The organism is Pseudovibrio sp. Ad37, from assembly GCF_001623075.1.
Classification (GTDB): Bacteria; Pseudomonadota; Alphaproteobacteria; order Rhizobiales; family Stappiaceae; genus Pseudovibrio.
On sequence record NZ_LMCF01000218.1, the window covers coordinates 89,424 to 110,202 of the forward strand.

General features: G+C 52.1%; 18 protein-coding genes and 1 other RNA gene. 7 read left to right on the forward strand and 12 right to left on the reverse strand.

Going from position 1 to position 20,779, the window contains the following annotated elements:
• Positions 1-57 precede the first annotated feature (57 nt).
• Positions 58-876: a sugar phosphate isomerase/epimerase gene (locus PsAD37_RS23820; RefSeq protein ID WP_063298199.1), complete on the reverse strand. Its 819-nt coding sequence runs from the start codon at positions 874-876 to the stop codon at positions 58-60.
• Positions 877-1,162: 286 nt separating this feature from the next.
• Positions 1,163-2,395: an MFS transporter gene (locus PsAD37_RS23825; protein ID WP_063298200.1), complete on the reverse strand. Its 1,233-nt coding sequence runs from the start codon at positions 2,393-2,395 to the stop codon at positions 1,163-1,165.
• A gap of 69 nt (positions 2,396-2,464) precedes the next feature.
• Here PsAD37_RS23825 and PsAD37_RS23830 point away from each other — a divergent pair, with 69 nt between their 5' ends.
• On the forward strand, positions 2,465-2,887 hold the full coding sequence (locus PsAD37_RS23830) for a helix-turn-helix domain-containing protein (RefSeq protein ID WP_063298201.1): 423 nt from the start codon (positions 2,465-2,467) through the stop codon (positions 2,885-2,887).
• A 42-nt stretch (positions 2,888-2,929) separates the two neighbouring features.
• On the opposite strand, the gene pepT is transcribed toward PsAD37_RS23830, so the two are convergent.
• The 3 genes from pepT to PsAD37_RS27935 form a co-directional block, all read right to left on the reverse strand.
• The gene (gene pepT, locus PsAD37_RS23835) at positions 2,930-4,171 is read right to left on the reverse strand and encodes a peptidase T (protein WP_063298202.1); all 1,242 of its coding nucleotides are present in this window, start codon (positions 4,169-4,171) and stop codon (positions 2,930-2,932) included.
• Between the two features lie 290 nt (positions 4,172-4,461).
• On the reverse strand, positions 4,462-4,857 hold the full coding sequence (locus tag PsAD37_RS23840) for a LysE family translocator (protein ID WP_208992050.1): 396 nt from the start codon (positions 4,855-4,857) through the stop codon (positions 4,462-4,464).
• 156 nt (positions 4,858-5,013) lie between these two features.
• Positions 5,014-5,292, reverse strand: coding sequence for an SUMF1/EgtB/PvdO family nonheme iron enzyme (locus PsAD37_RS27935; RefSeq protein ID WP_084408087.1), 279 nt, complete (start codon positions 5,290-5,292; stop codon positions 5,014-5,016).
• 28 nt (positions 5,293-5,320) lie between these two features.
• Between PsAD37_RS27935 and PsAD37_RS23850 the strand changes: the two genes are divergently transcribed.
• Together PsAD37_RS23850 and PsAD37_RS23855 are read left to right on the forward strand one after the other, a co-directional pair.
• Positions 5,321-6,037, forward strand: coding sequence for a helix-turn-helix transcriptional regulator (locus tag PsAD37_RS23850; RefSeq protein WP_063298204.1), 717 nt, complete (start codon positions 5,321-5,323; stop codon positions 6,035-6,037).
• A gap of 83 nt (positions 6,038-6,120) precedes the next feature.
• On the forward strand, positions 6,121-6,564 hold the full coding sequence (locus PsAD37_RS23855) for a hypothetical protein (protein WP_063298205.1): 444 nt from the start codon (positions 6,121-6,123) through the stop codon (positions 6,562-6,564).
• Between the two features lie 303 nt (positions 6,565-6,867).
• On the opposite strand, the gene PsAD37_RS23860 is transcribed toward PsAD37_RS23855, so the two are convergent.
• From PsAD37_RS23860 to PsAD37_RS23870, 3 genes are all read right to left on the reverse strand, one after another.
• The gene (locus PsAD37_RS23860; protein WP_208992051.1) at positions 6,868-7,644 is read right to left on the reverse strand and encodes an alpha/beta fold hydrolase; all 777 of its coding nucleotides are present in this window, start codon (positions 7,642-7,644) and stop codon (positions 6,868-6,870) included.
• 12 nt (positions 7,645-7,656) lie between these two features.
• An RNA gene (rnpB, locus tag PsAD37_RS23865) (RNase P RNA component class A) lies at positions 7,657-8,052 on the reverse strand.
• A gap of 44 nt (positions 8,053-8,096) precedes the next feature.
• Complete coding sequence (locus PsAD37_RS23870; protein ID WP_208992052.1) at positions 8,097-9,530, reverse strand: PLP-dependent aminotransferase family protein; 1,434 nt, start codon at positions 9,528-9,530, stop codon at positions 8,097-8,099.
• A gap of 223 nt (positions 9,531-9,753) precedes the next feature.
• On the opposite strand from PsAD37_RS23870, the gene PsAD37_RS23875 reads away from it, so the two are divergent.
• The gene (locus PsAD37_RS23875) at positions 9,754-10,452 is read left to right on the forward strand and encodes a pyridoxamine 5'-phosphate oxidase family protein (RefSeq protein WP_063298206.1); all 699 of its coding nucleotides are present in this window, start codon (positions 9,754-9,756) and stop codon (positions 10,450-10,452) included.
• Positions 10,453-10,621: 169 nt separating this feature from the next.
• Here PsAD37_RS23875 and PsAD37_RS23880 read toward each other — a convergent pair whose 3' ends face one another.
• From PsAD37_RS23880 to PsAD37_RS23890, 3 genes are all read right to left on the reverse strand, one after another.
• The gene (locus tag PsAD37_RS23880; RefSeq protein ID WP_063298207.1) at positions 10,622-11,119 is read right to left on the reverse strand and encodes a lytic transglycosylase domain-containing protein; all 498 of its coding nucleotides are present in this window, start codon (positions 11,117-11,119) and stop codon (positions 10,622-10,624) included.
• Between the two features lie 269 nt (positions 11,120-11,388).
• Complete coding sequence (locus PsAD37_RS23885) at positions 11,389-12,147, reverse strand: N-acetylmuramoyl-L-alanine amidase (protein WP_063298208.1); 759 nt, start codon at positions 12,145-12,147, stop codon at positions 11,389-11,391.
• On the reverse strand, positions 12,144-12,836 hold the full coding sequence (locus tag PsAD37_RS23890) for a DnaJ family molecular chaperone (protein WP_063298209.1): 693 nt from the start codon (positions 12,834-12,836) through the stop codon (positions 12,144-12,146). Before PsAD37_RS23890 ends, PsAD37_RS23885 begins: the two co-directional genes overlap by 4 nt.
• Positions 12,837-13,188: 352 nt before the next feature.
• On the opposite strand from PsAD37_RS23890, the gene PsAD37_RS23895 reads away from it, so the two are divergent.
• Together PsAD37_RS23895 and PsAD37_RS23900 are read left to right on the forward strand one after the other, a co-directional pair.
• Positions 13,189-15,267, forward strand: a complete 2,079-nt coding sequence (locus PsAD37_RS23895) for a bifunctional diguanylate cyclase/phosphodiesterase (protein ID WP_208992053.1) — start codon at positions 13,189-13,191, stop codon at positions 15,265-15,267.
• Positions 15,268-15,370: 103 nt separating this feature from the next.
• The gene (locus PsAD37_RS23900) at positions 15,371-16,276 is read left to right on the forward strand and encodes a DoxX family protein (RefSeq protein ID WP_063289959.1); all 906 of its coding nucleotides are present in this window, start codon (positions 15,371-15,373) and stop codon (positions 16,274-16,276) included.
• Between the two features lie 32 nt (positions 16,277-16,308).
• Here the strand turns inward: PsAD37_RS23900 and PsAD37_RS23905 are convergent, their stop codons facing one another.
• Positions 16,309-16,851: a winged helix DNA-binding protein gene (locus tag PsAD37_RS23905; protein WP_057465707.1), complete on the reverse strand. Its 543-nt coding sequence runs from the start codon at positions 16,849-16,851 to the stop codon at positions 16,309-16,311.
• Between the two features lie 235 nt (positions 16,852-17,086).
• Here PsAD37_RS23905 and PsAD37_RS23910 point away from each other — a divergent pair, with 235 nt between their 5' ends.
• The gene (locus PsAD37_RS23910) at positions 17,087-20,686 is read left to right on the forward strand and encodes a hydantoinase B/oxoprolinase family protein (protein WP_084408103.1); all 3,600 of its coding nucleotides are present in this window, start codon (positions 17,087-17,089) and stop codon (positions 20,684-20,686) included.
• Positions 20,687-20,779 lie beyond the last annotated feature (93 nt).

The following is a 20,779-nucleotide window of genomic DNA, read 5'->3' on the forward strand; positions in this document are numbered from 1 at the left end:
AAGGAGGCCGGCAGTGCTGCCGACCTCAAACCTCATAAGAAGAAGCAAACTGAGCCGTTATCTGGCGAGACCCAGCCCAACCAGATAATCTGCGCCCTTGCGCAAAGTGGTCTCATCCATGATCTCAAGGATCAGGCGTAGGTTGCTTTTCAGTTTTGCCAGTTCCGCAAACAGCGGCTCCCACGGAATAGACCCCTCACCCGGATTCCAGTGACGGTCAGCATGGCCATCAATGTCCTGAATGTGCACGTGCTGCAAAGCATCGCCTGCTGACTTGATGAAGTAATCAACCGGAGGAGCCCCATAGCACGAGTGCATGTAGTGAGCATGGCCGGTATCAATCGAAAGCGCCAGAGCTTCGCTCTCAAAACTCTTCAGGATCTCCAATCGGTAGGAAGGATCCAGATCTTCAATGTTCTCCAACACGATGACACAACCCATGTCCTCCGCCTTGGCAACAACGTCCTTCAGGTTTGCATGGATCATTTCCAGCTTCATCTGGCGACCATTGTCATAAAGATCGAGGTTGTTGTGATCCCAGATCGTGTAAGGACTGTGCAGCACCATCTGGTCTGCACCCATCTTGGCACACAACTCAATACCCTGATCCAACCGCTTGCGGACAGCCTGCTGAAACAGCGGATCAGCCGCAGAAAGGTCCAGATTCCAGAATGGGCCATGCAGACCGAGGCGCCCCTCATGTCCATCCAGAAGCTTCTTTGCTTCTGCGACCAGGTCATCACACCCATTGTCCAGCAAGTTCCAATTATAGAAATCCTGCAGCTCAAGATCGCGAGGCAGCTCCAGCAACCATTCACGATGTTGGGGAAGATGTTTGACACACATTGCTGCGCCTAAAACCGGCAAACCACTCATGCGGATATTCCAAGATAAGGCCTCAAAAGGCACTGCTTTCAGTTATGCCTTTGCTCTTACATGTCTTGCATGTCAAAGGCATTACATCGCCTAAAGCTGCTTACCTTATTCCGGCTCGCTCTCACTGCTTTAAGCGCTCATCCCGCCGCATATAATTTGCGGCAATCGGAGCACCATGACAGCTTCGATTTGCGCGGTCTACGTACTATTCCAGAGCGATCGAGAGCATCAACAAAAAATGCGCATAACACGTTCAAACGCTGACGCTCTCGTAAGCCCGTTACACTCAGTTTTCCATCCGCACAAACGCCGTTGCCGCCTTACGAACCGAGCGCCAGATAAAGACGAGTAAGCCGATAAGCGCCATACAGGTCAGCACAGTGGCCACAATCCGAAACGTTCCGGCAAATCCAACCGCAGCAATCAAAGGAATGCTGACAAAAACAGAGAGGAACTGACCAAGGAAAACGGAGGAAGTCAGCACCCCACCTGCCATACCACGCCGGAAACTCGGAGCCACCTGAAGTGCAATCGCCGGAAAGTTCGGCATCGCAAGCGCATACCCGGCCCCCATAGAGGCCGTTCCAAGGAACACGCTCCAGGTTTCCTGCAAGGTCAGCAACATCAACCCAATCGCCATAAACCCATAGGCCAGTGTAAATGCACCACTGTAACCAACACGCGCTTTAATCCGCCCATAAAGCAGAGCCGCCGTGCCACCAGTCAACATCAACGCGCCCAGCGCAGCACCTGTCATACTCGCACTGTCATAACCTTGAGCATCCAAAAAGAACGGCAACTGTGTCGGCATGAGGAAGAAGATCATATTGGTCAGCATTTGCAGCAAAGCCAGCGCTGCCAACAACCAGACCCAAGCCGGAGATCCATCGTCTTCTGCACTTGCAACCTTCTTTGCAGCTGCTGAGTGCTTCACCGGCTCGCTGATATAACGCCACAAAAACGGCACCATGAGCAACGCAAGCCCATAAATCGCAAACGGTAACCGCGGAGAAGTGACGGCCAGCAATCCAGCCATTGAGATAAAGAGAAAACCGCCGAAGTTGCGAGCAGAAGTCTGTAATCCCATCAACGAGCTGCGCTGGTTGCCGACAAAGTAGTCACCGATCAAAGCTGTTTGCGCCGTCATCACCATGGCAACTGCAATGCCAAGTCCCAGCCGGCTCACCAATATACTCGTCAGATCCGGCAGGATCATGCCGGCGCTTCCCATCACAGCAAACAGCAAAACACCTGTAAGCAACAGTGCCCGCCGACCGTAGCGATCTGCGATCACTCCAGCCAGCGGGGCACAGATAATAACAGTCAGCGAGGGCGTTGAGACCAAAAGCCGGGACAACCAGAGAACATTTGGATCATCCCGGAACATCTCCTCCAATCCAGCAAGAGCAGGACTGATCGTTGCGTTCGCCATGACTGTTAAAGTAGCCGCCATTAAAAGAGCAATCGCTCTGGGGTCTTTCCAGACCTGTTGCTCGGGCTCCACGTGCACTTGTTTCATTTGCTTATCCTCTTGCAAAATTACCCTGTTGAGATCAGGATACGACTTCAAGTCAACTTGAGGTCAAGTATGAAACTGCTAGATATTGGAGAGATCACCGAACGCTCAGGTGTGAAGCCCTCCACACTACGATATTATGAGGAAGTCGGGCTCATTCAGTCCATAACGCGGCACGGTCTCCGACGTCAGTACGAGCCGCAAATCCTGACGAAACTCTCTCTGATCACACTCGCCAAGGCAGGTGGATTTTCACTGACAGAGATCGCAGGCATGTTTTCTGAAAAAGGACAGCTCCAGATCCCGCGAGAGCAGATCCGTGAACGTGCCGATCTGATTGATGAGCAAATCAAGGAACTCACAGCCCTGCGCGATATCCTGCACCACGTAGCCGACTGCCCTGCCCCGAGCCATATGGAATGCCCCTCCTTCCAACGTATGCTCAAGGCATCGGACAGAAGGAAACCAGCAAAGAAAAAACCGCCGACCAAGTAGCCGACGGTTTCATATTTTCAGGACGCGATTGCTAAGTTCAGTTTACTTCGCTGCACGCTCAACAAGCTTAAGGCATACCTGTGTCGCGCATGCCATATCCTGCACGCTGATCCATTCCAACGGGCCATGGATTTCCTGCATGCCGGTGAAGATGTTCGGACAGGATGTACCCTTCGCAGTCAGCACAGAACCATCGGTTCCACCACGGATCGGTTTGGAAGATACGCTCAACCCCATGTCCTCATAAGCTGCCTTAGCAAGCTCAACTGGGGTCATATCATCACGCAGCCAATGGTGCATGTTGCGATACTGCTCTCTAACCTCGCAAGAGATGGAAGCACGCGGCTCGCTCGCCTGAACAGCAGCACACACCTGCTCCAGCAAATCGGCTTTTGCTTCAAGACCTTCCAACTCAAAATCGCGCAGTACAAAATGCAACTCCGCTTCAGCTGCATTCCCCACCATGTCAGCAACGAAGATAAAGCCATCACGACCATCGGTGGTCTCAGGTGTCATCGTTGCATGTGGTAACATAGCGATGATTTTGCCTGCCAGATGCAACGCATTGACCAACTTATCCTTCGCATAACCAGGATGTACAGAAACACCAGTGATCTTTACTGTCGCACCATCAGCGCAGAAGTTTTCATAGTTCAGCTCGCCCACTTTGCCGCCATCCAGCGTGTAAGCGAAATCCGCACCCAGAGCGCTAGGCAACTTGTCATGCACACCGCGCCCGATTTCTTCATCCGGCGTAAACGCAATACGAAGCTTGCTATGAGGGATCTGCGGGTTTGCCAGCAGATGACGAGCAAGACACATGATGATCGCAACACCAGCCTTGTCATCCGCACCCAGCAACGTGCTTCCACTGGCGGTGATAATGTCATCACCGATTTTCTCGCCAAGATAACGGGAGTTCTCAGGAGACAGGGACAGCTCAGAGGCATCCGGGAAGGAAATTGCAGAACCATCATAAGCACGATGAACGCGCGGCTTCACACCTTCAGCATGGTAGGCTGGGGCGGTATCCACATGCGCAAGCAAGCCAATCACGGGCCCATTCGTCTCGATAGTCGCAGGAATGGTGGCAAGAACAACGCCGTACTCGGTCAGTTCAACGTCGCTGGCACCAATTTCCATCAGCTCAGCACGCAGCACCTTTTGTACATCAAGCTGGATCTGAGAGCTTGGGGACTCCGGGCACGTCTCATCGCTCTGGCTATCAATAGCGGCATAGCGAACGAGGCGCTCTTCCAGTTCCTGATCAAATTCTGTTCTCATAGAAGATCTCCTTGCAGTTACCTTCTATCTGCGCGAAGCTCCATCAACTTTCAAGTTGGAACACTGCCATAGGAGCAAAAGCAAACCGCTTTTACCGCACCTCACTCGCAATTTTCCCTGCAAACCCAAAAAGAACAAAGCCCGACAACACACGGAACCGGCGATACCGCGCCTGAGTAATAAAGCGCGCCCGTAACAACGAGGCCAACGCAGAATACCCGCTTAAAGATAGGACAGAGATTCCGCAAAACGTTGCAACAAGAATACTGGCCTGTGGCAGCAGGGCCAACTCAGAGCTCATAACTTGCGGGAACAGAGCAACAAAAAAACAGGATCGCTTTTGGGTTGGTCACCGCCAGCAAAAACGCTTCCCAGAACAGTGTCAATCCAGATACAGAAACGCTGACATCCCCTGATAAATCAATCTCCTCACGCTTGAAGACAAACTTAAGCCCAAGCCAGACCAGATACCCAACGCCCAACCATCGGAATAAGCTCCACAAAACCTCAGAGGTGAGCACAAAGCTCACCACACCACCTGCGCAAAATGCACCTGCAATCGCAAGCCCCAGCGTATTACCTAGGATAGTCGGGAAAACCCGGCCCATCCCCAACTGCGCAGCCCGTCGCACCGTGTTGAGGATCGCTGGCCCCGGCGTGACAATATTCGCCGCGGAAATCAGCATAAAAGAAACCCAAGCCCAAAAATCTATTTTTGTATCCCATTGTATACATAAATTAAACCTTGGGTACTTGATCGGATTGAGACAGTCAACCCAACAAGACGGTATCTGTATTTTCTTGGATCAAGGCTCACCTTCTCGGCAAGCAAAGCAAACAGCCTACTTTATTGACCGTGCAACACGAAAGGTTGGATGACTACGCCGCCTGTTGGTGACAAGGCAGCCACGCTCATCATCTGCCCAACCACCACCTTTGAACACGCGGTACTCTCCATAAACAGCTGGATCATAGAGATCCCAACACCACTCCCAAACATTGCCCAGCATGTCGTAGAGCCCAAACTCATTCGGCTCTTTGCACCCAACAATCTGCGGAGTTTCAACCGAATTTCCAGCAAACCACGCGATATCTTCAAGCGGACCATATTCTCTGGTGATTGCTGCACTCTCACGTTAGTGTACAAAGATGAGTACTGAACCCAGATTTGATATTATCGGAGCTGCACTAGCTGACCCCAACCGCTCCCGAATCCTTTGCGAAATGATGGATGGCCGAGCGTTTACCAACAAAGAACTAGCGTGCGTCGCCAATGTAACAGCTCAAACGGCGAGCGCACATCTCAAGCAACTGGAAGCAGCAGGATTGACGGCATCTCTTCGCAGCGGGCGCAATGTTTATCACCGAATTTCAAGTGCTGAGGTTGCAAGTATTTTAGAAACTCTGGCAGGCCTGTCACCCACAGATCACCTACACCGCGCTAAGAACAGAAACAAACCAGAAGTTGACGCCCTGCGCGCACGTAGCTGTTATAACCACATTGCCGGCAGGCTTGGCGTATTGATTACAAATCAGCTCATCACAAAAGGAGCTTTGCTATTACAAGGTGACTCGGCTTCAGTTACCCCTGAAGGAGTGGCATTTTTTCACGCAATCGATATCAACGTGCTGAATATAAACAACACTAAGAAACCTGCTGTAAAACTCTGCCTCGATTGGACCGAACGCCGTCACCATATATCCGGCCCCCTGGCAACAGCCATTATGGATAGGTCTTTAGAAAAGAAATGGTTAGAGCGATGCAAAGCGAGCCGAGCGCTTAAAATAACGGCTCTTGGATATGAAGCCTTTGACCGAAACTTTGGGATCAGTCACGACAGTCTTGAAGGCATATCTCTCACCTAACAGTTCGTTCGGAACCGAACTGTCTGTTCTACCTTTTGCAGTCAAATTCAGTTATCTCAAATGAGAGATAACCGGAGAACAAAATGCCCCTTCCAACCCTAAAAACCAAAAGATTTACCCATGAACATGGCTTAAGAATTACTGTTCAGGTTCCAGAACCAAGTGCCCAGAATATTATAGACCATCTATGCAAGATCACGTCATTAAAATATGGCGATTATGATAGCGTTACCTTTAAAACTGCCGGAGGAATACAGCGGTTCCGATCATTGGGAAGTGGTCGCAATGCAGCGACAACGGATGCTGTCGAAGTGCTATGTATCGAGTTGTCTTTCTTCTTAGAAAACGACGCGGCTCTGGCAGCGCAGGTAATTGAAGAAGTCTATTGCACCCACCCCTATGAAGAGCCTGTCATCTTCGTAGAAAATTGTTTGCGGACATTACACTTTCGCGGCATGGATGAGGGTAATCCAAATAGATTTTGGAATGCTGCGCCTGCCGATTGGGTCCCAGAAGAGCACAGATAAATCAGCTAAAACCAAAGCACATTATCAATGTGCTTTGGGCGGCTTTAGCGAACGCGAAGAACATAGTATTTGCTAAGATACAGGTGAAGGTAGTCCTGTAAGGGCATTTCCTCAGAACAAGGGGCGAAAACTTTGGGCGAATTCCTTTCACAGATATAGAGTAACCACTATGGAAGAAAATCTGGAACAACTTGGGAAACCAGTACACTTCGTTGTAAACGAAAATTAAAGTCGGAGCGCCTGAAGCGTGGAGTAATGCTCTGCTCCCTCCACAATGTGTAATTTTGCATCTGTCGGCAAAGCTTATTTTATTGCATACACCATTTCGATAGGTGACCATGTATCAGCAGACCCGTACCAAAGTTCTGTAGGGCAACGGATGCCATTCAGTACAGCAGACCAATCAGAGACATAGGCCTTCAAATAAGCCCAATAAGTATCAGGATGTTTAACAAGGCTGCTTGTCAGTCCTGCACGCAGCACTCCAAAAACCTCAGGTTTTTCTATGAGTTCTTTTTCCTTCGCCCCGCACTTTGCAAACAGTCGGTTCAGCAAAAGCGCTGGCCCGATACGAAAGAAAAGCCCTTGAAAGGCAACTAGAAACTTCAGCAAACGAGGTGTAGACTGCGCCACCTTAAACACAGGAGCTCCGGCAGTTTTGGGTAGGAAGTCGCCAAGACCAAGCGGAGCTGCAGCTGAAACGAATGTGAGCTTTGCCACCTTATCGGCCCGCGCACCAGCAATATGTGCAGCGGCCATCGTTCCAATCGAAAACCCAATAACGTGGATCACGGCTTGACCCCGACCAGCAGTCATCTCATCAAACTGCTGAACACAAGCCTCTTTGGGGTCCCCTTCCACATCAAGCAGATTGGGTGCAATAACCTCAACTCCTGACGGCAGGCTATCCTGAATAAAGGCAATGTCATATGCACTTCCGGGAATGCCATGGCAAAAGTAGATCACTTGGGAAGGTTTAGAATCCTGCATGATCTGACTATATAAAAACATCGTAATATTGTCGACATATGCGCCAACAATCACGTTCAGCAGACCTGTGCCAAAAACACAGGCGTCCATGATGAAGAAATAAATACCAGTCGGCCTGTAAGCCGGGTTTTGTAAGGCACAGGCTGTTACACCCATACGCGACGGCAATTCATCTGGGATGCCCATTACTGAACACCTCTAGCGACCCACCCGGGCGGTCAGGTCTGGAAACATGACTGGAAGTAAACTTCCGCGCCGCCCCTATTCGGTCTTGCTCCCGGTGGGGTTTACCATGCCGTTTTTGTTGCCAAAAACGCGGTGGGCTCTTACCCCACCCTTTCACCCTTACCAATGCATGCACTGGCGGTTTGCTTTCTGCGGCACTTTCCCTAAGGTCACCCTCGCCGGACGTTATCCGGCACCGTGTCTCCATGGAGCCCGGACTTTCCTCCACTGCGGCCTTTCGGCACTTGCAGCAGCAACCGTCCGGCCGACTGGTGCACCTGAACTACGGAGCCTAAGGAAAAAGGTCAAGCAAAGAATTACGCTTGCACACGATCTCCGCTCAGTTCCATTGCTTGCTCAAGAGCTTGAACAAAGCCACTCCGCAGCTTCTCATTCGCCTCAGCAAACCCAACAACAAGCCCCTTCTGCGGTGCGCCAAGATAAAATACAGAAAGCGGATTAACTCCAAAACCTTTCTGGTTCATCAAATCCGCAACAGCCACATCATCGCAGGTCTCCGGCAGATAAAGACAAGTCTGTAAGCCTCCGGTTGGCATGGAAACACCAACCTGATTGCCAAAACGCTCCCCGATCAATTGGCAAAGAGCCACACCGTTTTCATGGTAAGCACTGCGGATCTTGTTCAGATGCGCCCGAAAGTGCCCGCTCTCGATGAAATCAGCAAAAGCCATCTGTACATGCACATTGGCCAGTGCACCCGATGCCCGCTGCGCCAACTCCAATCCCACCACATGCTCTTTAGGAACAACAGCATAAGCAAGCCGGATCCCCGGCATGAGCGACTTTGCAGAAGTACCGATATAGATCACAGAGTGACGATCACTCAGCCCCTGAAGCGCTGCAATCGGCCGCCCTTCAAACAAGAACTCACTGTCGTAATCATCTTCTAAAATCACCGCACCTTTGTCATAAGCCTGCTTAAGCAACATAAGTCGCTCACTCATCTCCATGCGCCGGCCAGTTGGATATTGGTGTGAGGGCGTCACGTAGATCAAAGAGGCCCGCGTAACCTGATCGATCTCTGTCAAAGCTTGCACCTTCAACCCAGCAGCAAAAAAGGCTGATCGCGCACCCAGGTACCCCGGCTCCTCAAGCAGTGCCACGTCCCCTTCCTCAGAAAAGCACTGAGACATGAGCGAAAGCGCTGACTGTGTGGTTGGAAAAGCAAGAACCTGCTCGGGAGAGCAGACCACACCGCGCTCCTGCGCCAGATACTGCGCCAGTACCCGCTGCAACTCCGGCAGGCCGGAAGTGTGCTCATACCCAAGCGCATTACCGTTGAGCAGTCGCGCTGCTCGCCGCAAGCTCCGTGCCCACTGTTCTTTAGGAAACAGCTCCCGCGAAGGTTCACCCGGCTGCATGGAAACACCCCGCCCCGACGGGCTTGTGTAACGATGATTACAAGAAAACCGCTTTCCACGCGATGAAAGTGGAGGTGTCGTTTCACGAACAGGACCTGCAACAACAGCCCCTTCGACCTCAGGCAAGGCCACCACTTCAGGCCGTGCACCAGACCGCACATCCACCAGCCCTTCAGAGCGCAGCAAATCATAGGCTGTGTTCACTGTGTTGCGAGAAACGGAGAGGCTGGTCGCCAACTGACGTGAGCTGGGCAACCGCTCTCCTTCAGGAACACGCCGCTTCAGAATTGCATCCCGATACTGCTGATAAATCTGACTTGATAGCGGAGTGCTGACCTCACGATTGATCATCACAACATACTCAAACAACTGGCACCCCAAAATTAGATTAAGCGGACCTATATACAGGACCAGTTTTGCAGAGAATACGTATCAGCGCAATACTTCTTCGCCTCGCAGCGGAGGTAAGGTGCACAAATGAAACAGAAAACCCGGCAAGCAGTCAGAGCACAAACTCAAACCACTTGCCGGGCCAACTGGTCCCATATTGCCGACTTCGCTCAAAACCGGAGACCAGAAAACGGTTAAGACAATGACAGCAGAAATGACACTTGAAGCAGCACCAAGCACCAGCACTCGTGAAACCAAGCCACCTAAATTTGCTCGTGTCAGAACAAGTCTGCGCGCGGATTATGATTGGAACACAATCCTCCCAATTCTGGAGAGCTCCCTCGTCGTTCATGTTGGCTTCATGGATGAAGACCGCCCTATGGTCATTCCCATGGCTTTTGCGGTTATGGACCGCACCATCTACATTCACGGCGCGAAAGCAGCGCGGATCGTGAAGAAGATGAGCAAAGACTCCCAAGTCTGTCTCACATTCACACTTATTGACGGCATTGTTGCTGCGCGTTCAGCTTTCCACCATTCCGTCAACTACCGAACCGCCGTCATTCACGGCACTGCCCGTCTTGTTACCGACCACCAGGAAGCATGGGACTCCCTCAAGGCAATCACCGAACACCTTCTGCCTGGCAGATGGGATGAGGTCCGCCCGATGACGGAGAAGGAACAGATCTCAACTGGTGTCATTGCAATCGAGATCGAACACGCCTCAGCAAAAATCCGACAGGGCGCTCCGGTCGACGATGCGGAGGATTACGCGCTGCCCTATTGGGCTGGCGTTGTTCCGGTCACAACGTCACTCGGTCTACCTATTGATGATGGGAAACTACTGGATGGCGTGAAGGTGCCCGCTTCGCCAACAAATGCAGCTCGAAAGTTCGCCTAATTTTCGGGGAATTCGCCTAAAATTTTAAGAGTTAGGGTGGTTGACTTTGCCCGGTCAACCACCCTGATATGTCCTTGCAGACAGACTGACCGTCGGTCAGACATTCGTAAAATTCTAAGAAACTTTGAATGGGAACTTACAGTCCCCTGCCCGAATATGCAAGATGCATTTAGCTGCGTGCCATAATATCCTTAACGCGCTTGCAGTACTTGGCACTAATCCGGTTCATACGCTTGGCATAGTGGCCAGCGTTGTATCGCAAAATGGTTCCGCACAGATCTCCGCCAGCGCGCTTGTAAGCACCAGCCAGATATCGCATGCCCCATTCGATGTTGTTCTCTGGTTTATAAAGCGCTTTGGTCGAACCGCGATAACCCATACCACGTGCGGTAGATGGCTTAATCTGCATGAGACCAACTTCACCGGCACGGCCGCGCGCTCTTGCGTTGAAGTTACTTTCCACTTCAACAACAGCCTTCGCGATGTGGTGCGGGACACCGTGCTTCTTGGCTTTCTGTTCGATCAGCTTGACGTAGCTTCCCTTTTTTGTAGCTGCTTCAGCTTCATCAGAGAAGACATTGGTATTCACAACACCGCCGAGCATAACACTTGCAGCAAGAACGGGGATTACTACGTTATTTTTTATTTTTGTAAGGTTCATCTTCATTTCCTGGCAATCATGTTTTGAGCAGGAGTGTTTATCTTCAGAAGATGAGACGAAAATCAGACAGGTCTGATCACAAAAAGTTACAATTTTAATGTTTAAAAATTGGCATAAACCTTAGTTTATGGCGCAAAAAAGGCTGATACAGGGCATATCAGTCTTACTTAAGGAAACTTTTCAACAAAAAAAAGTCATTCCCCTACGTAATCAATTCGTATTTCAATTACGTATTTGCCCCTGCTTCGCTGATATTTCAATGACATCTATCACAATCAGAAGGATTTTAGCTTTTTTAGTAGGCTATGCAGTGTCGCAATGGTCTGCGCATCAGCAATTCCGTCAACTTTCGCAGGACGGAAGTGACGCTGAAACGCTTCAACTGCGTATTTGGTCTTCTCATCGAACACACCACTGACCAATACATCATATCCATAGAGCCCCAGAAGCGACTGCAGAGCTTCAATCGGCTGCCCTTCATCACCTTCCTGAAAGAAGCTCGAAGCCTCAAGCTCTACCGGCTCAATATAATGTCCAACACCAGCCTCAGCCAATCGCGCCCATGGGAAATGACGACCCGGATCCTGTTTACGGGACGGAGCCACATCAGAATGCCCGAGCACCCGCTCTGGAGAAATACTGTTGCGTTCGCAGATATCCTTGGCGAGAACGATTACAGCTTCAATCTGCACATCAGGATAGCCTTGCGTTCCCTCTTCCTGATCCCCCAGATTGGAAATCTCGATTCCAATGCTGCGGGAGTTAAGGTCATCCTCACCTTTCCAGCTGGAAACACCGGCATGCCAGGCCCGGCGACTTTCCGGCACCATCTGCGTAACCATGCCCAGTTCGTCAACCAGATAATGGCAGGAAACTTCTGAGCGCGGATCACACAGCCACGAAACAGCCTCCTCAGCACTTTCCATCGCAGTGTAATGCAAGATCAGCATATCAACGGCAGGAACGCGGCGCTCGTTGTGATTGGGAGATGGACGAAGACGCGCAGGCACTGCGCATTCAGTTTTAACGCTCATATTCCTCGTTCCGCGCAGATCTGCTCATACGCTTTATTCAATGCGACCAGCTTATCACTGGCGATCTTGACGAACTCTTCAGGGACACCTCGACCAATCAACCGATCAGGATGTGTCTCCCGGACTTGCTTGCGATAGCAGGAACGCACCTCTTCATCACTCGCCGTCACATCAATGCCAAGAACCAGATATGGATCTCCGTCACCTCTTATATGACGGGCCTTAATCTGCGAGAAGCCAACCGCATCAATTCCAAAGATTTCAGCAATCCGGCTCAGGTAGGCAACTTCTCTTTCATGAATAACGCCGTCTGCCTTGGCTATATAAAACAAGCCATCCAGCACATCCGTGCGCGTCGTCTCATCTTCAGCAAACAACACAGAGAGTTTGGAAGCATAGATCTCAAAGCCCGCTACGTCCTGCTGCGCCAGTTGGAAGAGCCGCGAAACGTTGCGCTCCTCACCCGGTGGCATCTCAAACAGATCGTAAAATGCGATCACTTCGTCATGGGTCACAACACCATCGGCTTTTGCCATTTTCGCAGACAAGGCAATCATAGCGACCGTAAAGGCAACATTCCGGCGCGCTTCACCAACTGACTGAACAAGCTGCTGCAGCCGGTCAACCAACTGGGCACCACCGGTTTGCAGTGCACCTACAATCTTGTCAAAGCTGCCCCAAAAATTCATTGGCATCCTGCTCTCTAGTTCAATCTGCTTGACAATTTCGCCGGAAAAGACAGCAAAATAATTAGTCACCGCAAATCAGGTTTATACCTAACAAATTATTTATCAATCTGAATAGTTTGTTTCCCTTGGGTTTTATTTGCCCACTGCTATCTATAAGTGCCCATTGCCAGATTTCAGTTCAAGCCTCAGTCAAGCTTGCCCTCAAAATATGACCCCATGAAACACATGGGTAATGTTTTACAGATATATTCGCTATTAATTAAGTACACATACAGGTAACAGCGCCAACTAACTTCTCAGTTGCCTGCTGCCAGCGCACATTATTTCGTGCGTTTCGGGATGGGGATTTCAAGTGGAAACGATACCTCCACATCGTAAATTACTTTACGCCGGCATAGTGTTTGCTGTGATTGGTGCCATTGCCACAAGCTTTTATGCCATTGACCAAGCGACTTTATATTATTTATTCAAGAGTGAAGCTCAAAAAGAATTCGACACTGCAAAGAATATCATCAAATTACACCACCCTCTTGAGGCACCCCCCAGTGAAGGCACAGGACAAAAGGATGTCTCTTCTCCATTAAACTTCGGCCTGCGCGGTTCCAGCGCGGCCCCAACCACCGAAATCATCTCTCCAAGTTGGAAACTGCCAGCGACCAAAGCCACAGCAGTTAAGCAGGCTCTGGTCGAGCAGTTTGAAGAATTCGAACTGCTGGTCGTCAACGTTCCTGGCCACCCATTGGCCGTGCATCCGCGGGATATGACCAGTGACCGCGTTAACGAAATTCTGTCCGACCCCTCCGCCTATGACGCATGGCACTCAGCGCTCAACTCAGGACAGCTGGTGATCTACTCCAACTTCAACTGGTTTGAATGGCGGATACCAAAATTTGGCGTCGTCATTCCTTATGTGAATGATGACAACAAAGCCCGTGGCGGCTTCATCTTCACCACAAAACCAGCACTCAACACCGTCGTGTTTATGGATGCAATCGCCTTCGGGTCGGCCTTTGCATTCCTACTGGTCCTCGTCGTAGCAATCGCCTCCATCATGTTCGCCTGGAAAGGGCTGCATGATCGCTGGAGAACCTCCAAAACAATCCGCTTCCTCGCGCATAATGACCCGCTGACTCATTTACCAAACCGCGCGGTTTTCTCGGACGAGTTGAACAAAGCACTCCGAAAAGCATCCATCACAGCCTCCAATGTCTATGTCATTGCCATTGACGTTGATAAGTTCAAGGAAGTGAACGACAACCACGGCCATGCAGCTGGCGATACGTTCCTCCAAATCATCTCGGACCGGTTGCGGCTCGTCTTCACCGATCATCTCGTCTCGCGCCTTTCTGGTGATGAGTTCGCCGTAATGATCGAAGGCGAATACACCAGCCACGACATCACCGTGCTTGCCCAGCGCGCCATGGCAACCACCAACTCCAGTTGCGTCATCGACAGCAAAGAAATCCAGATCTCCCTATCGATGGGCATCGCTCAGGCAACCGATGCTGCATGGCGGTCTTCCCGGCTCCTCCATTGCGCTGACCTGGCGCTCTACCGCTCCAAGAACGGTGGCCGCTCCACTTACACCTGGTACGAGTCCAGCATGGATGAAGAGCTGGAACGCCGCCGTGAGCTGGAAACAGAGATGATCCGTGCGCTCAAGCTAGACGGATTCTCAGTCGTGTATCAGGCTCAGGTTGGCTTGGCAGACAACAAGCTCAAAGCCTTTGAAGCCCTGCTTCGCTGGGTCCATCCTGAAAAAGGCCGCATCTCGCCAGACGTCTTCATCCCGATCGCGGAAGACACAGGCCTTATTGAAGCGCTCGGCGAATATGTGCTCAAAAAAGCTTGTACTGACGCGGCAAGTTGGGCTGACCCAAGCCTGAAAGTCGCCGTCAACTTCTCGCCTGCACAGTTCAAGACCGGATTGATCGAGCAGAAGATTTCAGAAGTCCTCGAAGAATCTGGTCTGGCACCTGAGCGCCTTGAGATCGAGATCACCGAAAGCCTTCTGATTGCCGACACCACCAGCGTGGTGAAGTCGCTCAAGAAGATCGGGAACATGGGCGTTTCCATCGCCATGGATGACTTCGGCACGGGTTATTCTTCCCTAAGCTACCTTTCTCGCTTCCCGTTCAACAAAATTAAGATCGACCGCAGCTTCATCATGAACATCGGCAAGGATGCCCACACTGATGCAATCGTTGCTGCGATTATCGGTCTTGGCCGTTCACTTGACGTATTGATCACAGCAGAAGGCGTTGAAGAAGAAATGCAGGCCCAAATTCTGCGAGCCGGCAGCTGCGATATCGTTCAAGGTTATTACTTCGGCAAACCATCCAACGTTGATCCGGCCAATCCGCACGCAAATGTCCGCTGCACGCTTGGAACACAAGAGGCCAAGCAGACCGAAGCTGCCTACGTCGGATAACCTCTCAAATAAGCCTAGCGAGAATAGCAGGATATCTCTCGCTAGGTGCAGCACGCTACCTTGACACAAATGACCCGCGCTTGGGATTCGCTGTGAGGTAGATATGGCAGACAAGAGCAATGCAAATACTGAGGACATGAGCGAAGAGGAGGATCTTGCGGAGATTGCACGGCCCTTCCACTACTTGTCTTTCTTCCAGCTGCTTCAATCCCTCATTACAGCTCTCTTGCTGGGCGTCGTAGCACTCATTTCTCTGGAAGTGCTCATGTCACCCATTCCAGAATCTGCATTACGACCCATGCTGATCTGGCTTGCATTGGCGTTCTTCTTTGTCGTGATCGTAGTGCCGAAAAACTTCACACTCGGCTTTTTGTGCATGTTGCTGTGCCAACTCGTCGCTTGGCGGATTGCCTCACTTTATTATGCATACCTGCTCAGCTGGCCTCTTGCCTTTGCCTTCTTCGTCAATCTCATCTGGTTCCTCAGCACAATCCAGCGCAATTCATTTGAGACCGCAGGCCGTGGCCTGACACTTTGGCAATGGCAACTCACCTTCTTCCGCATTCTGGTTGGCTTTGTGATGGTGCCACACTTCACCGACAAGTTGTTTGCCGGGTCTCTCCCTTACATGGAGCATGTAGAGTTCTTCTCCCTACTCGGTTATCCCGACCCTGCAATGATTATTGATGCCGCAGGCTTGGCAGAACTGGCCATTGCAATTGGTATCGGCCTCGGGCTGCTCACCCGTCTCTCTTGCTTCTTCGCAGCCGCCTATATCTTGTTTGCAGCAACATTGAGCGGGGCGCTGGAGCACGGCTTTGTCTCCTTTGCCACAGCCGTCTCATGGGAGTTGCCGCTGATCTTGTTTGCGTCTTATCTTAGCTTCACCACCACAGGAGGGGGAGAATTCTCCATAGATGGCGCATTGCGCAGAACCGGTAAGATGCCCGGATGGATCAAACTGCTCATGGGAGACACAGGCCTCGCCCACAATGAGCATGTCGATTGAGTAAGCGATAACTGGTTCCCGCTGCGATCACATTACATTGCAGCGGCAGAACGAGCGGCCTGATCGTAGTGACCTGACACACTGCGCAAAACAGATGCAAGCCGGGACAGCTCGGCTTCATCAAGCCCAAGCTCTTTCACGGGCTTCACCAGCAAGGCATCACGCAGCTGCTTGTAAGCATCACAAAGCGCACGACCTTCCTCTGTAATCTCGGCAATTTTCTCCTTACCGCGCTTACCGGATTGCACAAGGCCAGCCTTCTCCAGCTTTTTCAAAGCGTAAGACACCGTGTGCGTGTCCTCAATGTTCAGAACGAGACACAGATCAGCCAGCGTTTTTGATCGCTCACGGTGATTGACCGAGTGAAGCACAAGCGTTTCCAGAGGGGATAACCCCTCCTGTCCTGCAGCTGCCATGCATCGCACCATCCAACGATGATAGGCATTCACCATCATCGTCACCGCAAATTCCACTTCAGACAGTGCAGGCAATTCACCTGATGCAAGGTGCGATGAGGACACGACCGGTCCAACGCCCAGCCCGCCAGTATTTTTCTGCTCTAAAGCATCACTCATTTTCGACCTCACAACCATCAAGTTAGAATTGCGCAGATTCGCACCATCTCACGCAACATAATGTCGAGAGTTTACGTAGATCACACAACCTCTCTTAAAAGACCGATCCACGTAAATTTCAATACCAATCGCTGCGTTTCTCCTGACTCTCGCATATTCACATTGACAATATGTCTACATTTTGTAGATGTATCACAGAATAAGATTTCAAATCGAGGTGGGACAAAACATGACAATGGGCAAGTGGGACTTCTGGATCGACCGCGGCGGCACCTTCACAGATATCGTTGCACGCACACCTCAAGGAGAAATACGCGCCCATAAAGTTCTCTCCGAGAACCCTGAGGCCTACAAAGACGCCGCTATTCAGGGCATCCGCGATCTCATGGGCGTTGCCAAAGACACCCGCATCCCATCCGACCAGATCCGGGCGGTAAAAATGGGCACCACAGTCGCGACCAACGCACTGCTGGAACGTAAGGGTGACCGCACCCTTCTGCTCATCACCAAAGGCTTCCGCGACGCTCTGGAAATCGGCTATCAGGCCCGCCCGAACATCTTCGCCAAAGAAATCATCAAACCAGAGCTTCTCTACGATCAGGTTCTGGAAGCGGATGAACGCGTCCGCGCTGATGGCACCGTTGAAGCGGCTCCAGACCTTGACCAGATCAAAGCCCAGCTCGAAGCAGCCTACGCTGATGGCACACGCTCCATCGCCATCGTCTTGATGCATGCCTACGCTTTCCCTGAGCACGAGAAGCAGCTGGCGGACATCGCCAAACAAGTCGGCTTCCCGCAGATTTCTGTCAGCCATGAAGTCTCTCCGCTCATGAAGCTGGTTGGCCGTGGTGATACAACTGTCGTTGACGCTTACCTCTCTCCAATCCTGCGCCGTTATGTGGATCAGGTTGCTAATGAGCTCAACATCCAGAACACCGACTGCCGTCTCATGTTCATGCAGTCCTCCGGCGGCTTGACCGACGCCTCCCTCTTCCAGGGCAAAGACGCCATTCTCTCCGGCCCGGCTGGCGGCGTTGTTGGCGCAGTTGAAACCTCCAAAATGGCAGGCTTTGAGAAACTCATCGGCTTCGACATGGGCGGCACCTCCACCGACGTCTCCCACTTCGACGGCGAATTTGAGCGCGCCTTTGAAACCGAAGTGGCTGGCGTGCGCATGCGCGCGCCAATGATGATGATCCACACCGTTGCGGCGGGTGGCGGTTCAATCCTCCATTACAAAGACGGTCGCTTCCAGGTTGGTCCAGATTCCGCTGGTGCAAACCCCGGACCAAAATGTTACCGCCGAGGTGGCCCACTCACCGTCACCGACGCCAACGTCATGACGTCCAAGCTCAACGCTTCCTACTTCCCTAAGATCTTCGGTCCAAATCAGGACGAGCCGCTGGCAATCGAAGAAGTCAAAGCAGCCTTCAACGCGCTCGCCGCTGAAATCGGTGATGGCCGCACTGGCGAGGAAGTCGCAGAAGGCTTCCAGAAGATCGCCGTTGAGAACATGGCCAACGCCATCAAGAAGATCTCCGTGCAGCGCGGCTATGACGTCACCGAATACGCCCTCACCTGCTTTGGCGGTGCTGGCGGCCAAAGCGCCTGCATGGTTGCCGACAGCCTCGGCATGAAAACCGTCATCGTGCACCCGCTCTCCGGCATCCTCTCTGCTTACGGCATGGGCCTTGCGGATATCCGCGCCACCCGTCAGCAAGCGGTCGTTAAAGAGCTGAACACCGACAATCTGACAGCTCTTGCAGACCTCGCTCAGCGCCTTGCAACAGACGCGAAAACAGAAGTCGAAAATCAGGGCGTTGCAGAAGACGAGCTCTCCATCCTTCCGCGTGCGCATCTGCGTTATGACGGCACCGACACCCCAATCGCGGTGGATCTGAACACCGGTGATCTCGATGCCATGGTCGCCGCTTTCACCCAGAACCACATCAAACAATTCGGCTTTGCTTACGAGAACAAGACCATCGTGGTCGAAGCTCTCGAAGTGGAAGCAATCGGCGGCGGCGCTCGCCTTCAGGAACCAGACGAAGCAGTGGCAGCAAATGCCCCGGCAATTGCAGAGCAGACCCAATTCTACGCAAACGGCAAATGGCAGGATGCGTCCATCCTCAAGCGCGATGCGTTCCAGCCGGGTATGAAGCTGCAAGGCCCTGCCCTCATCATGGAACCACACGCCACCATCGTTGTAGAACCGGGCTGGCATGCTGAGGTCAACGCCAAGAACCACATCATTCTAACACGCACCATCCCGTTGGAGAGAAAAGTCGCTCTCGGCACCACCGCCGATCCGGTGATGCTGGAAGTGTTCAACAACCTCTTCATGTCCATCGCCGAGCAGATGGGTGTAACCCTTCAAAACACCGCCTACTCCGTGAACATCAAAGAGCGTCTGGACTTCTCCTGCGCGGTCTTTGATCAGAACGGCGCGCTGGTTGCCAACGCACCGCACATGCCGGTGCATCTCGGGTCTATGGACCGTTCCGTTGAGGCGATCATCTCCCTCAACAAAGGCAAGATCAAACCGGGCGACGTGTTCGCACTCAACGCCCCTTATAATGGCGGCACCCACCTGCCGGATATCACTGTTGTCTCTCCGGTGTTTGACGACGACGGCAAAGAGATCCTGTTCTGGGCGGCCTCCCGTGGTCACCATGCTGATGTCGGCGGCTCCGCTCCGGGCTCCATGACCCCGCTCGCCACCAAGGTGGATGAAGAAGGCGTCTTAATCGACAACTTCAAGCTGGTGGACCAAGGCGACTTCCGCGAAGAAGCATTGGTCGAGCTGCTCACCAACCACAAATACCCGGTTCGCAACGTTCACCAGAACGTGGCCGATCTGAAAGCCCAGATCGCCGCTAATGAGAAGGGCGTTCAGGAACTGCGCAAGATGACAGACCACTTTGGTCTGGAAACCGTGCAGGCCTACATGGGCCACGTGCAGGACAATGCTGAAGAAAGCGTTCGCCGTGTGATCGAAGCACTCTCCGACAGTTCCTACGAATATCCAACGGATCAAGGCTCAACCATCAAAGTCAAGATCACCGTTGATAAGGACAAGCGCGAAGCAACTGTTGATTTCACCGGCACCAGCCCGATGAAAGAGAACAACTTCAACGCACCGGAACCTGTCACCCGCGCAGCCGTGCTCTACTGCTTCCGCGTCATGGTGGAAGGCCACATTCCGATGAATGCAGGCTGCCTGCGTCCAATCAACATTGTGGTGCCGGAAGGCTCCATGCTGCGTCCGCATTATCCGGCAGCAGTTGTGGCAGGCAATGTAGAAACTTCGCAGCACATCACCAACGCGCTGTTCGCAGCTCTCGGTGCCATGGCGAATTCACAAGGTTCCATGAACAACCTGACCTTCGGCAACGATACCTACCAGTACTACGAGACCCTGTGCTCCGGCTCTCCGGCAGGTCCGGGCTTCAACGGTACTGATGGCGTCCACGTCCACATGACCAATTCTCGCCTCACTGACCCTGAAGTTCTGGAGTTCCGCTATCCTGTGCTGCTGGAAGACTTCCACATCCGCAAGGAAACAGGCGGCAAAGGCAAGTGGCATGCAGGTGACGGCACCAAACGCACCATCCGCTTTCTGGAAAAGATGGACTGCGCAATCCTGGCCTCCCACAGAACCATCGCGCCAAAAGGCATGCAGGGCGGCGAAGATGGCCAGAAAGGCCGCACCTACGTGCGCCGCAATTCCGGCCAGATGGAAGAGCTGAAAGGCTGCGACCAAACAATTCTGGAAGCCGGCGAAGCCATCACAGTCGTCCCCCCAACCAGCGGCGGCTGGGGCAAGGCAGAATAGGCAAACAAGTCACTGCACCCACCAACGCCCAGCTTAAATAGCTGGGCGTTTTTAAATGTTTCTTGAAGAACAGAGCAATATAATTTTCAGGGT

Bases quoted from the DNA above. Each gene is read 5' to 3' on its own strand.
- PsAD37_RS23820 (WP_063298199.1), bottom strand. From the start codon at position 876: ATGAGTGGTTTGCCGGTTTTAGGCGCAGCAATGTGTGTCAAACATCTT.
- PsAD37_RS23825 (WP_063298200.1), bottom strand. From the start codon at position 2,395: ATGAAACAAGTGCACGTGGAGCCCGAGCAACAGGTCTGGAAAGACCCC.
- PsAD37_RS23830 (WP_063298201.1), top strand. From the start codon at position 2,465: ATGAAACTGCTAGATATTGGAGAGATCACCGAACGCTCAGGTGTGAAG.
- pepT (WP_063298202.1), bottom strand. From the start codon at position 4,171: ATGAGAACAGAATTTGATCAGGAACTGGAAGAGCGCCTCGTTCGCTAT.
- PsAD37_RS23840 (WP_208992050.1), bottom strand. From the start codon at position 4,857: ATGCTGATTTCCGCGGCGAATATTGTCACGCCGGGGCCAGCGATCCTC.
- PsAD37_RS23850 (WP_063298204.1), top strand. From the start codon at position 5,321: ATGAGTACTGAACCCAGATTTGATATTATCGGAGCTGCACTAGCTGAC.
- PsAD37_RS23855 (WP_063298205.1), top strand. From the start codon at position 6,121: ATGCCCCTTCCAACCCTAAAAACCAAAAGATTTACCCATGAACATGGC.
- PsAD37_RS23860 (WP_208992051.1), bottom strand. From the start codon at position 7,644: ATGGACGCCTGTGTTTTTGGCACAGGTCTGCTGAACGTGATTGTTGGC.
- PsAD37_RS23875 (WP_063298206.1), top strand. From the start codon at position 9,754: ATGACAGCAGAAATGACACTTGAAGCAGCACCAAGCACCAGCACTCGT.
- PsAD37_RS23880 (WP_063298207.1), bottom strand. From the start codon at position 11,119: ATGAAGATGAACCTTACAAAAATAAAAAATAACGTAGTAATCCCCGTT.
- PsAD37_RS23885 (WP_063298208.1), bottom strand. From the start codon at position 12,147: ATGAGCGTTAAAACTGAATGCGCAGTGCCTGCGCGTCTTCGTCCATCT.
- PsAD37_RS23890 (WP_063298209.1), bottom strand. From the start codon at position 12,836: ATGAATTTTTGGGGCAGCTTTGACAAGATTGTAGGTGCACTGCAAACC.
- PsAD37_RS23900 (WP_063289959.1), top strand. From the start codon at position 15,371: ATGGCAGACAAGAGCAATGCAAATACTGAGGACATGAGCGAAGAGGAG.
- PsAD37_RS23905 (WP_057465707.1), bottom strand. From the start codon at position 16,851: ATGAGTGATGCTTTAGAGCAGAAAAATACTGGCGGGCTGGGCGTTGGA.
- PsAD37_RS23910 (WP_084408103.1), top strand. From the start codon at position 17,087: ATGGGCAAGTGGGACTTCTGGATCGACCGCGGCGGCACCTTCACAGAT.